Source organism: Glutamicibacter sp. AOP38-B1-38 (genome assembly GCF_052377485.1).
Lineage (GTDB): Bacteria > Actinomycetota > Actinomycetes > Actinomycetales > Micrococcaceae > Glutamicibacter.
On record NZ_JBQSWU010000002.1, the window covers coordinates 1 to 12,377 of the forward strand.

Annotated in this window: 11 protein-coding genes; 6 read left to right on the top strand and 5 right to left on the bottom strand. The window is 59.0% G+C overall.

Annotated elements, in window-relative coordinates; genetic code table 11:
* The coding region (locus tag ACT3TP_RS01110; RefSeq protein ID WP_444618876.1) for a pentapeptide repeat-containing protein at positions 1-284 on the top strand (284 nt) is incomplete at its 5' end.
* On the opposite strand, the gene ACT3TP_RS01115 is transcribed toward ACT3TP_RS01110, so the two are convergent.
* Positions 274-1,221 (bottom strand): LysR family transcriptional regulator, encoded by a 948-nt coding sequence (locus tag ACT3TP_RS01115; RefSeq protein ID WP_444618878.1) that lies wholly within the window; start codon positions 1,219-1,221, stop codon positions 274-276. The genes ACT3TP_RS01110 and ACT3TP_RS01115 overlap by 11 nt on opposite strands.
* 78 nt (positions 1,222-1,299) lie before the next feature.
* Here ACT3TP_RS01115 and ACT3TP_RS01120 point away from each other — a divergent pair, with 78 nt between their 5' ends.
* Positions 1,300-3,039 carry an FAD-binding protein gene (locus ACT3TP_RS01120; RefSeq protein ID WP_444618880.1) on the top strand — a complete coding sequence of 580 codons (1,740 nt, stop codon included), beginning with the start codon at positions 1,300-1,302 and terminating at the stop codon, positions 3,037-3,039.
* A gap of 139 nt (positions 3,040-3,178) precedes the next feature.
* On the opposite strand, the gene ACT3TP_RS01125 is transcribed toward ACT3TP_RS01120, so the two are convergent.
* Positions 3,179-4,861, bottom strand: a complete 1,683-nt coding sequence (locus ACT3TP_RS01125; RefSeq protein WP_444618882.1) for an ABC-F family ATP-binding cassette domain-containing protein — start codon at positions 4,859-4,861, stop codon at positions 3,179-3,181.
* Between the two features lie 83 nt (positions 4,862-4,944).
* Positions 4,945-5,796: a 3-hydroxyacyl-CoA dehydrogenase gene (locus tag ACT3TP_RS01130; RefSeq protein ID WP_096284933.1), complete on the bottom strand. Its 852-nt coding sequence runs from the start codon at positions 5,794-5,796 to the stop codon at positions 4,945-4,947.
* Between the two features lie 234 nt (positions 5,797-6,030).
* Here ACT3TP_RS01130 and ACT3TP_RS01135 point away from each other — a divergent pair, with 234 nt between their 5' ends.
* From ACT3TP_RS01135 to ACT3TP_RS01145, 3 genes are all read left to right on the top strand, one after another.
* On the top strand, positions 6,031-8,595 hold the full coding sequence (locus tag ACT3TP_RS01135) for an esterase-like activity of phytase family protein (RefSeq protein ID WP_444618884.1): 2,565 nt from the start codon (positions 6,031-6,033) through the stop codon (positions 8,593-8,595).
* Positions 8,596-8,766: 171 nt separating this feature from the next.
* Positions 8,767-9,231, top strand: a complete 465-nt coding sequence (locus ACT3TP_RS01140; protein WP_444618886.1) for a hypothetical protein — start codon at positions 8,767-8,769, stop codon at positions 9,229-9,231.
* Positions 9,215-9,520 carry a transcriptional regulator gene (locus ACT3TP_RS01145; RefSeq protein WP_096284927.1) on the top strand — a complete coding sequence of 102 codons (306 nt, stop codon included), beginning with the start codon at positions 9,215-9,217 and terminating at the stop codon, positions 9,518-9,520. The genes ACT3TP_RS01140 and ACT3TP_RS01145 overlap by 17 nt, the downstream gene beginning before the upstream one ends.
* 354 nt (positions 9,521-9,874) lie before the next feature.
* Here the strand turns inward: ACT3TP_RS01145 and ACT3TP_RS01150 are convergent, their stop codons facing one another.
* Positions 9,875-10,231, bottom strand: a complete 357-nt coding sequence (locus ACT3TP_RS01150; protein ID WP_444615667.1) for a hypothetical protein — start codon at positions 10,229-10,231, stop codon at positions 9,875-9,877.
* Between the two features lie 391 nt (positions 10,232-10,622).
* On the opposite strand from ACT3TP_RS01150, the gene ACT3TP_RS01155 reads away from it, so the two are divergent.
* The gene (locus ACT3TP_RS01155; RefSeq protein ID WP_444618888.1) at positions 10,623-11,705 is read left to right on the top strand and encodes a PLP-dependent cysteine synthase family protein; all 1,083 of its coding nucleotides are present in this window, start codon (positions 10,623-10,625) and stop codon (positions 11,703-11,705) included.
* Here ACT3TP_RS01155 and ACT3TP_RS01160 read toward each other — a convergent pair.
* Positions 11,702-12,316, bottom strand: a complete 615-nt coding sequence (locus tag ACT3TP_RS01160; protein WP_444618890.1) for a DUF2249 domain-containing protein — start codon at positions 12,314-12,316, stop codon at positions 11,702-11,704. The genes ACT3TP_RS01155 and ACT3TP_RS01160 overlap by 4 nt on opposite strands.
* Positions 12,317-12,377: the final 61 nt, after the last annotated feature.

The window sequence follows — 12,377 nt, forward strand, 5'->3', positions numbered from 1 at the left end:
TCAATCTTCGCTCCGCGCAGCTGCGGGACGTGCTCTTCCGGGATTGCACCTTTGATGAAATTGATTTGCAGCAGGCCAAGGCGCAACGCGTGAGCTTTGAAAATTGTCGTACCGGGGTGCTGAGCGTGGAGCGTGCAACTCTCAGCTCGGTTGATCTGACCGGGTTGGAAATCTCGCAAGTCCAAGGCATCGAAGGATTGCGCGGTGCCACGATCAGCGAGCAGCAGTTGAGTTCCCTGTCGCATGAGTTCGCCGCATATCTTGGTCTGCGAATCAAGGACTAAGTTCGCTGGCAGACAGCAGGCTTGTGATTCGAGGCTGGCGTTCGGCCAGTGACCGAGCCGTGCTTAGAATGATTTCCTGCATGGCGGCTGCGGCACGAGTCAATGAAACATCTCGGCGATGCGCCAGACCGATGGTCCGCGTCAATTGTGGATCTTTCAGCGCTGTGGCGCTGAGCCCGGGGCGATCAACCAGCACGGTCGCCGGGACAACCGCAACCCCCAATCCGACTTCGACGAAGCGCAAGACAGCGTCCATCTCGGCGCCTTCTAGGATTACGTTGGGGGCCAGGCCCTGTGCACGGTAGGCGTTCATCGTACTTGCACGCAGGTCGTAGCTTTGCGAAAAAACTATTTGAGGAAGCCTCGACAGGGCCTTGAGATCTAGGAATTCCTTGGCCCCGAGACGTGGTTTAGCCGTTGAATCGATGACGACAAGTTCTTCGGATAGCAGCGGGAGACTGGCCAGACTTCTCTCCGCTGCAGAATGCTCCGAGGTAACAACGAGGGCGAGATCCAGCAGCCCGCCAGCTAGCTCATCCAACAGATCCTTCGACCCGGCTTCGCTCAGGTGAAGCTCAATGCCGGGGAATCGGCGGTGAAAGACATCGAGCACTTCGGCAACCAGCGAGACGCACAGGGTTGGGGGAGCGCCTAGCCGAACCCGACCCTTCCGCAATCCTGCCAGCTCTGCCATTTCGGTGCGCACATTCTCTTCATCGGCGAGCATGCGGCGTGCCAGCGGCAGCAACGCTTCACCGGCGGCAGTCAGCGTGATGTTGCCCCGCGCGCGGTGAAATAGCTGGGAGCCCAGATCTTGTTCGAGGGTGGAAATCTGACGGCTCAACGACGGTTGCGTCAGATGCAGATCCTCGGCAGCTCTTGTGAAGTGCCCCACCCTGGCGATCGTCGCGAAACCCCGCAGCTGCTCTAGATTCATATCCCATAGCATACGGCTATCGAAACCATGAAGATAATTCATTGGACGTATGTTTCTTAGAGGCAGATGCTTGATGTCATGAACACTTACAGCAGCAAAGAACAGCAGATTTCAACCACCGTCCTAGTTATCGGGACCGGCGGTTCGGGACTCCGGGCCGCTATCGAACTCGCCGAACTCGGCGTAGATGTCCTGGCCGTGGGAAAGCGTCAGCGTCACGATGCGCACACCTCTTTGGCGGCCGGTGGAATCAACGCGGCCCTTGGCACCATGGATGAAGAAGACAGCTGGCAGCAACACGCTGCAGACACCATCAAGGAAAGCTATTTCCTCGCCGATCCGCGCACCGTGCAGACCGTGGCCCAGGGCGCGAAACGCGGAATCGAGGATCTCGAACGGTACGGAATGAATTTTGCCCGGGAACACGATGGCCGCATTTCACAGCGCTTCTTCGGAGCGCACAAGTTCCGCCGCACCGCATTTGCAGGGGACTACACCGGACTGGAAATCCAGCGCACGCTGATTCGACGTGCCGAGCAACTTGAGATTCCGATACTTGACACGGTGTATATCACCCGACTGCTCGTCAAGGACAATCAAATCTTCGGCGCCTACGGCTTCGACGTGAACAACGGAACCCGATACCTGATCCATGCCGACTCGGTCATCCTCGCCGCCGGCGGGCACAACCGCATCTGGCGGCGCAGCTCGTCGCGACGTGACGAAAACACTGGAGATTCGTTCCGCTTGGCCGTCGAGGCCGGTGCCCGCCTGCGAGATCCGGAACTCGTGCAATTTCACCCCTCGGGGATTATCGAACCCGAATCGGCTGCAGGAACCCTGATCTCCGAAGCCGCCCGTGGGGAGGGTGGAATCCTGCGCAACCAGCTCGGTGAACGCTTCATGAAAAACTACGATGCGGAACGCATGGAGCTTTCTACCCGCGACCGAGTGGCGCTCGCGGCCTATACCGAGATCCGCGAAGGGCGCGGAACGGAAAAGGGCGGGGTGTGGCTCGATGTTTCGCACCTGCCGCGCCAGCTGATCATGGAGCGGCTGCCAAGGGTGTACCAGACGATGCTCGAAGAACAGATGCTGGACATTACCCGCGAACCCATCGAGATCGCACCTACCGCACACTATTCGATGGGCGGGGTCTGGGTGGACCCTTACGATCATGCAACCGAAGTCACCGGACTCTATGCGATCGGTGAGGCCTCAAGCGGGCTGCACGGTGCCAACCGCTTAGGTGGCAACTCGCTGATCGAGCTCTTGGTTTTCGGGCGAATCGTCGGACAGGCGGCCGCCACGTATGCCAGGGGGCTGGAATCCCAGCCTCGATCCGCAGAAGCCATCGCCGAGGCACGACGCGACATCGAGGACCTCTTGGCCGCAGATGACGTGGAGAACGTACGTGCGTTGCAGCGCGCCATCCGCGATGTGATGACCGCGCACGCAGGAGTGGTGCGAGACGAGCAAGGATTGCTTGCCGGCCTGGCGAAACTCGACAAGATCGAACAGCGCATGGCAAACATCGGAATTCATCCCGACATCGCAGGGTTCCAAGACCTATCCCATGCCTTTGACTTGAAATCCTCGGCGCTGGCCGCCCGGGCAACCCTGGAGGCCGCCTTGGAACGCCGCGAAACCAGAGGCTGCCACAACCGCAGCGACTTCCCAGCCATGGACCCCGGCTTGCAGGTGAATCTCATTTGGTCGCCGAAGACCGGGATCACCCGAGAAGCCATCGTGGAAGTGCCAGCAGAAATAGCGGACTTGATCCAAGAGGTCTCCGCCGCAGGCAAGCTAGTCGAATAATTTTCACGACCAGGCAGGCGACCGGCAGACGCCAGCTATGCCGCATCTTCGATGAATGGAGGAATTCTCGGCGCGAAAGTCCCGCGCGAGGAACTGGCTGTGCAAGGCAGTTCTTCACGCGGGACTATCCGCAGTGCGCTTAGCGCTCTCGCTGCACGCGCTTCTCGTCCCACACGGGAGTATCGGACTCGTAGACCTTGCCGTCTGAGCCAAAGACCAGGAAGCGGTCAAACGACTTTGCGAACCAGCGGTCGTGAGTCACCGCGAGCACGGTGCCTTCAAAGGAATCGATCGCATGCTCGAGCGCTTCGCCGGAATGCAGGTCGAGGTTATCCGTCGGCTCATCAAGCAACAGCAGGGTCGCTCCGGATAGCTGCAGGAGCAGGATCTGGAAACGGGCTTGTTGGCCTCCGGAGAGCGACTCGAACTTCTGCTCAGATTGGCCAGCCAGACCGTAGCCGTCCAATGCGCCTGCGGCAGCCTCACGGGCAAGCCCCGAACGGTGCTCGTCACCGCGGTGCAGAATCTCCAGCAAGGTGCGGCCGAATAGGTCGGGGCGGGTGTGGGTCTGGGCAAAGTAGCCAGGGCGAATCCGAGCGCCGAGCTTTACCGTTCCCTCATGAGGAACTTCGGCGAGCTTCACATCTGAAACCGGCTCGTGCTCCCGTTCGGGATCGGTGCCGCCGGCAGCCAGCAGCCGCAGGAAGTGGGATTTGCCCGAGCCGTTGGAACCGAGCACGCCAACACGGTCACCAAACCAGATCTCGTTGCTGAAGGGCTTCATCAGCCCGGTGAGTTCGAGCTTTTCGGCTACGACCGCTCGCTTAGCGGTGCGTCCACCCTTCAGCCGCATCTTCACATTTTGCTCTAGCGGAATCGCCTGCGGCGGGCCGGCCTCCAGGAACTTGTCCAAGCGTGTCTGTGCCGCGTGATACCGGTTAGCCATATCCGAACGGAACGCCGCCTTGGTCTTATACATGATGACCAATTCCTTGAGCTTGGAATGCTCTTCATCCCAGCGCTTGCGCAGTTCCTCGAAGCGTTCGTTGCGTTCCTTGCGGGCCTGTACGTAGGAGCCGAACGAACCACCGTGGATCCACGCGGTGGCTCCACCATGGCCGGGCTCCAGCGTGACGATGCGCGTGGCCGCGTTGTTGAGCAACTCGCGGTCGTGGCTGATGAATAGCACCGTCTTGGGGGAGCGCTCCATCATCGCTTCAAGCCAGCGCTTACCCGGTACGTCTAGATAGTTATCCGGCTCATCCAAGAGCAGCAGCTCATCGTTGCCTTCGAAAAGCGCCTCCAATACCAGGCGCTTCTGCTCGCCGCCGGACAAGGTGCGCGCTTGGCGGTCCTGGGCACGATCAAAGGGAATGCCCAGCGCTGCCATGCAGACCTTGTCCCAAGTGGTTTCCAGCTCGTAGCCTCCGGCGTCACCCCACTCGATAATCGCTTCGGCGTAGCGCATATGGACCTTTTCGTCCTCGCTGACCAGCATCTTCGCTTCGCACGCTGCAACCTTGGCGGCTGCAGCAACGACGGACGGGGCGGCGGTGGAAAGCAAGAGATCCTTCACCGTCGATTCGTCGCGAACCTGGCCCACGAACTGGCGCATAATGCCCATCGATCCCGAGCGGTTTATCGCGCCTTCGTCGGCTTTGAGATCACCGGAGATGATCTTGATCAGGGTGGTTTTACCGGTGCCGTTCGGCCCGATTAAAGCGGTTTTGGAGCCGGCGGTCACTTTGAAGGTGACCCCGCCGAGCAACTGGGTGCCGTCGGAAAGGAAGTATTGGATGTCGGAAACGTCGATATGTGCCACCAGCCCATCCTAACCGCGATTGCTTTCCCGGCTGCTATGAGGAACTTGCGCATGCCGGTCTATGGCGTGTGCCCGAGGAATACCTAGTCGTACTTGTAGAAGCCTTCACCCGTGGCAGTACCGAGTTTTCCGTGTTCGATGTAGTTGTTTTTGAGCAGTTCTGCGAATTTCTGGCTGGTTTCATCTCCGGAACGTGAAATGTTGTACGCGGTGTTCAGCCCGACGATGTCGTAAATTTCAAAGGGACCCTTGGGAGCTCCGGTGCCCAGTTTCCATGTCTGGTCAATGGTTGCTGCGTCCGCGACGCCATTTACCAGTAGATGGCTCGCAGACTGCAGAAAAGGTACGAGCAACGAGTTGAGCACGTATCCCGGCTGCTCCTTGAGCACCCGAATTGGAACCATCCCGGTGCGTTCGGCGAAGTTCACCACTGCTTCGTAGGCTTCGGCGCTGGTCGACTCGGTGCCCATGACTTCGCCGGTATTGTTTTGCCAAACTCGGTTGGCGTAGTGCAACGCAAGGAAGCGATCGGGCCGGCCGGTGAACCCTGCAATAGCTGAAGGAAGCAACGTCGAGGAGTTAGTGGCGAAGACGGTGCGTTCTGGGGCTGTTTGCGCAAGGTTCCGGTAGGTATCCTGCTTGATTTCCAGGCTTTCTGGTACCGCTTCGATCACCAGGTCCGCATCCTCGACAGCCTCGGCTAAGTCACTGCTCAACCGGATGGAATCGCGTGCTGCTTGAGCTTTCGTGTTGTCGCCGGCGTCAAAGTACTCCGCGTAAACCGGGACTAATTTATCCAGCCTGGCGGCGGCGGCTTCGAGGGCAGCATCATCGATGTCGTAGCCGACCACGGGTAGTCCGTGGTAGGCGGTTTGGAAGATGATCTGGGAGCCAAGTACGCCGGTACCTAAGACTGTGGTGTTGTTCAGGATCATGAGCACGTCCGTTCTTAATTTCCTTGTGAATTGAATAAGCCGCGCAGGTGCACCGAGATGCCTGCACCCACATTCACTCACATTTAGTTGAATGATTTCAACTAAATGTGAGTGAATGAACTAGCTACAACTTGTTCAACTCCCGTTGCCCGGAATTCACCTCGCGGCCGGATTGATTTGCCAATCTTAAGAGGGAATTTATGGGAAATATCAAGCTTGATGGGGATAGGGAACGTGAACCGAGTTGCAAAGAAATCTGCAGGCATTCTCGCCGCAGCCATAGTGGTGGGCGCAGTAGGCGTTGCGCCATTGACTACGGCGGGGGTCGCAACCGCCGAAACCGGGAGCTACTTTGAACGCACCGCGACCTACCCGGTGTATCAGAACGACCCAGACGGGGCCGCAGCCGAAACTGCCTCCGAAATCTCGACCGTTTCCGAAGACGGCAAAACCCTGATCTACTCTGACGCGCTCGCCCGCCAGGTGGGATTCGTGGATATCAGCGACCCCGCCGCACCGAAGGGTTTGGGAACGCTCCCGCTGCACCAGCTCGGTAGCCCAGAAGACGAGCCAACTAGCGTTGCCGCCTATGGAGAGTACGTTTTTGTCGTAGTCAACACCTCGGAAAGCTACTCGAACCCTTCGGGGCGTGTTGACGTTGTGCGCATCGCTGACCGTACGCTGGTCCACAGCATCGAATTGACCGGACAGCCGGACTCTATCGCGATCTCTGAAGACGGCGCCTACGCGGCGATCGCCATCGAAAACGAACGTGACGAGGACGCCGGAGATGGCGGTCTGCCGCAGGCGCCCGCCGGTGCTATCGAGATCCTGGATCTCGTGGGCGAAAACCCCGAAGCCTGGAGCGTTCGCGAGGTACCGCTGACCGCGGGGCCGCGCGAAGCCCCGATTGCGCTTCCGATGCTTAACGACGCCGGATTCGACACCCCACAGGATCCGGAGCCCGAGTACGTCACCATCAATGCCAAAAACCAACTGGCGGTAACCCTCCAAGAAAACAACGGCGTAGTCCTCATCGACCTGCCCAGCGGCGACATTACCGACGCCTTCAGCGCGGGCAGCGTTGACCTGGAAAACATAGACATCGAAAAAGACGGGAAACTGGATCCCACCGGCTCGCTGAAAGACGTTCCGCGCGAACCGGACGCGATCGGCTGGATCCAAGATCGCTACCTCGCCACCGCCAACGAGGGGGACTGGAAAGGTGGCAGCCGAGGCTTCACCATCTTCGATTCCGAAACCGGCGAAGTTGCTTGGGATGCAGGAAACACCTTCGAGCGGTTGGCGCTCTCCCAGGGGCTGTTCCCGGAGAAGCGCGCAGGCAAGAAGGGCGTGGAACCCGAGGGGTTGGCGATCGACAACTTCAACGGTGTCGACTACGCCTTCGTTGCCTCGGAACGCGGCAATTTCGTCGCGGTGTACGAACTGAGCGATCCAACCAATCCGGAATATGTGCAGACCCTGCCGACCACCAACGGCCCGGAAGGCATCCTTCCGATTCCAGGCCGGGACTTGTTGGCCGTGGCCTCGGAAACCGATGAGGCAGACAAGGGCGTGCGATCGTCGATTACGCTATTCTCCTTCGGTGCAACCGAAGCGCAATTCCCGGCGTTGGCATCCAGCATCGAGAACCTGGTGCCGTTCGGTGCCTTGAGCGGGTTGAGTGAGAACCCGGAAGAGTTGGAGAAGCTTTACGCGGTCAGTGACAGCGCTTATGAGCCACGCATTTACTCCATCGACACCGCGCAGAAGCCCACGCTGGTCGAGAGCTCCATGGCGGTGACCAAGGACGGTGCCCCTGCCGAATTTGATCTTGAAGGCATCGCGGCCCGTGCCGAGGGAGGGTTCTGGGCTGCGCATGAAGGTCAGGAAGGCGCAGAAAATGCGCTGGTGCGCATTGATGAAGCCGGGGCCGTCATCGAGGAAGTGTCGCTGCCTGCGGAAGTTGTCGCAGAGCTCGGCGGACAGGGACTCGAAGGTGTCAGCGTGCGCGGTGAAGGCGCAGAAGAAGAGGTGATCTTCACCCTGCAGCGCGAAGTGCCAGGCGAAGACTTCGTCCGCATCGGCAAGTATGTTCCGGACTCTGCCGAATTCACCTGGTATGGCTACCAGCTTGAGCCAGCCGGTGACGATGGATCGTGGAATGGGCTCTCGGAAATCACCGAGCTTCCGGACGGATCGTTCGCCGTCATCGAGCGCGACAAGCGCAACGGTGAGAATGCTCAGCTCAAGGCCCTGTATAAGTTTGAACTTCCAGAAGGTGCGGCCGGTGAGGTCACCATGCTGGAAAAGGAACTGGCAGTAGACGTGCTTCCGGTGCTTGAAGCGACCAATGGCTGGACCCAGGAGAAGCTCGAAGGCCTGGCCGTCGCCGGCAGCGGTGATGTGTATATCGTCACCGACAACGATGCGGTGGATGATGCCAGCGGTGAAACGGTGTTCGCTAATTTGGGTGCGGCCGAAGAGGTCTTTGGGATAAGCGAGAGTCCCGTTGAGTCGCAGACTCCGGACGAGTCGGCAGCACCGGAGGCTTCGCCCACGGCCGAGCCTTCCCAACGTCCAGAGGTGAATGAAACCCCGAGCGAAGAAACCACGGAACCCAAGCAGGAGCAAAGCTCCGAACCGACCAAAGAACCCTCCGAGGAGGAGCCCGAACAGCGTAAAATCGATAGGCTCGCCGACACCGGGGCAAACAGTCTTTGGCTGATTCCGGTCGGCTTGGTTGCCGCAGGATTAGGGCTCGCAGCCGCAATCAAGAACTCGCGTGCTCGTCGATAGTCATTGAAAGACTAGTGGTTGGCATTGCAAGGCATCGAGTCTGCTTGGAGATCCATCCGAGCAGGCTCGAAATCCTGTTGAAGGCAGCTCGGCCAGGTTGGCGAAGCGCGGAGAAACCTTGACTTTCCATTATGGAAAGTCAAGACTTTCCTTAACGGAAAGTAGGGTGTGATGGACAGTGAAAAGCATGTGGCGGGCGGCTATGAGCCGCGCGAAGCACTCGCGGAAATAGAAGATGCTTCGGAGGCGATGGTTGGTGCCACGGAGGCGCCGCGTAAAATCATGTATGCCGTGCTGGCCTTCGTGGCAACGGTCTGTACATTGGTGAATTACGTGTCATGGCCGGCCTTCTTTGCGCTGTTTTTGCTGATCATTCCCCTGGGTTTCTGGTATTATCTGTTGATGCGCAAGCGGCCCAGGGCGCGTCCGGTTCTCAGGCATTCAGGCCGCTACATGGGCTATGTTCTTCTGTTTATGTTGACCTTGCAGGTCGCTAACTTCTGGGAACCTGGGTCCTGGGGTGAGGCGGGCCTGAAATGGCTGGCGCTATTTGGTGTTCTTTGTTTGTGCATGACCGGTATGCGCACGGCAACGATCAAGAATCGGCTCAAGGACGCGAATGAGCGCGGTGTCTGATCACGGTGAGTTCAATGAACTGATTCATGCCCCAATCCGTCTGCGTATCTGCGCCAGCTTGGCTCCACTCAAATATGCCGAGTTTGCTCAACTGCGTGATTCGTTGGGAATTGCCGATTCTGTACTGAGCAAGCATCTGAAGCAGCTTTCCGAGGCCGAATTTATCGACGTGGAAAAATTCTCCAAAGGTGGGAGAAGCCATGTGCGGCTAATGCTCACTCCCAACGGACGGCAGGCTTATGTCCGTCATGTCGCAGCGCTTCGTTCTCTTACTGAAGGTAGCTATTAGTCTTTGGGCGCCCGCGTGGCCAGGCTGTCGGCTTGAGGCCCGCGGTGGGATGGCATCACGCTATTGCTTCACGAATGGGAAACTTGCCACGTTTTCTCATCTTGCCTCAGGCGAGCCGAGCCGTAAAGCGTTTTGGCTCCGCTCGGGATTAGGCATTCTGAAAGCCGATTCGGCCGTTGGCTAGAGACCTTGAGGTTTGGGATTTGCCGTGATTAGAATACTGGCGATTTTCTAGATAGCGGCACGCAGCTGTCTGCAGCGCCGCTATTCGCTTTGCCCCGTGCACGCGAAAACCGTGGCTCCGAAAATTTCAGAACCACGGTTTTAGACGCTGGCTAGCTTGAATGCGAGAGATTAGTGAGCGGCGCTCTTCTTAGTGCTGGAAACAACGACGGCGATAATCGCGGCAACGACCGCGCCGACCAGCAGCAGCTTGCCGCTCTTGCAGGACTTCTTTGGCGCGCCCAGCTTCTGCTGCGCGGTCTTCACTGCGTTCTCAACGGATGAACGGGTGCGCTGTGCGGCCTTCGAATTGCCACTGACGCTTTCGATCAGGCTGGCGCCCGCGTTGCCGATAGCTTCACCGTTCACTCCGGAGATTGCGTTATTCCAGGTCTCGCGAAGATCCTTCGGGATTTCTGCCTTGGCTGACTTAGCCAATTTGTTCAGCGATTTCTCGACTTCTTTGAAAGTCTTGGCAGTCTTTGACATTTTTACCCTACTCTCGTTGAGGATCCCGTGGTTTGTTACTTTTTGGTAACTCGGGCCACTCAATCTACCCTAGCCAGCCCGAAGATAACTCTCAATAGTGGAGGGTTTAGCTCATTGCGAACTCACAGCGTACGCGAGGCTGATCTTGAGATCTCGCAATCAAACTCGGCGGCAGCGTATTTGACGATTATGGCGCACCGGGGCGGACAGCTCAGGCGCAGGCGCCAGGGCAGAGCTCCTTGGAATGCAATGCAGCTTGGTGCATTCCCGGCCGGGAAGCCCCTCAATGGGCCGTCCCCAGATGGCATTCGAGATCCCTCCAACAAGCAGCTCGACGGCCGCCGGTATAGTCGTTCTGCGCCAAGTCAAGGACTAGGGATAGAGTGGGTGCGTGACTGAGCAGACTAGCAAAGCAAACCATTGGGTCCGAGCCGCGATCGCCCTGCTTGACGCAGATGCGAACCGCAGCGCAGACACCCACCTCCATGTCTTTCCGCTGCCAAAGCAGTGGGGAATCGACCTGTATTTGAAGGACGAATCGGTGCATCCCACCGGATCGCTTAAGCACCGCTTGGCGCGCTCATTGCTGCTCTACGGTTTGGTCAATGGCAAAATTGGTGAGCACACCACACTTGTGGAAGCCTCTAGCGGCTCCACCGCGGTATCCGAAGCGTATTTCGCCCGCATGCTCGGCCTGCCTTTCATCGCTGTAGTACCCCGGACTACCAGCAGGGAGAAAATTGAACTCATCGAGTTCTATGGCGGACGCTGCCACCTGGTCGATGCCGCCGGCGAAGTGGACCTTGCGGCCCGTCAGCTCGCCGAGGAATCCGACGGATACTACCTGGATCAGTTCACCTACGCCGAACGAGCCACCGACTGGCGCGGGAACAACAACATTGCCGAATCCGTGTTCTCGCAGCTTTCGGCCGAACGCCACCCGATTCCTTCATGGATCGTGGTCGGCGCCGGCACCGGCGGCACCTCGGCGACTTTTGGCAGATACGTGCGTTACCGCCAGCATGACACCCAGGTGGCCGTGGCCGATCCGGAGAACTCGTCCTTCTACGAGGGGTGGCGTACCGGAAATATGGCGTACTCCACCGGGCTCGGGTCGCGGATTGAGGGGATCGGCCGACCCAGCGTCGAGCCGTCCTTCGTGCCCGGAGTAATCGACCAGATGATCCAGGTGCCCGACGCGGGCTCGCTGGCCGCCATGTACCTGCTGCGGGCACACACCCGGCACTGGACCGGAGGGTCTACGGGAACCAACCTCTACGCGGTCTTCCAGATCATTGCAGGCATGATCGAACGCGGGGAACAGGGAAGCATCGTCACGCTCATTTGCGACTCCGGCGAGCGCTACGCCAACACCTATTACAACCAGCAGTGGCTGGACGCCCAAGGTTTGGACCTCGCACCGCACCGCGCGAAGCTTGAAGGATTCCTGGACTCCGGACGATTCGAAGGCTAATCGGCGTCCGGGCGCAGCACCGGCATCAGGCCCAAGGTCTTCTTGCGTTGATGCACCGAGAAGTACTTCAGCCCGTGGACTCCGGCGACGAAATGCCGCCTGGAACGTGCCGGAAGGTAGAGCACGTCACCGAGCTTTAGCGAGATCGAATCCGTTTCGGTGTGCAGCTTCCCGGTGCCTTCGAACACGTGGATGAGTACGTCCAGTTCCGGGCCGCGGTGTTCGCCGATTTCCTGGCTTGGCGCCAGCGCGATGACATTCGCATCCAGGTCGCGGCCCTCCGGTTCGAGCTTCCAGATGGCGCCGTCTACCGTGCTGCCTTGTTCGCCGAGCCAGGCCGTGTTCGTCATGATGCGCGGCACCGGGGTGCCGGCGAGCTTGGTGATGATGACTTTCCAGTCTCCGCCGATCCGTTCGGTTGCCTCCCAGATATAGGTGCCGGGGAGGTTGCGTTCGAATTCCGCGTGCAGGTTCACCGGTTCGTGGTCATTGAGCAGGCTCAGGTACCCGCCGGTGGGCAAGGAGTCGTAGGCCTCCATGATTTTTCCGTGGCGTTCGGGTTTCGGGATGTTCCGCGCATCGATCACGTGACTGCTTGACTGTTCCTCCACTGCAACCTCCAAGGTTTCGCTCGCCTGCCCGCTGGTTGCCTCTAGCCTAGTTGCTTTGAGC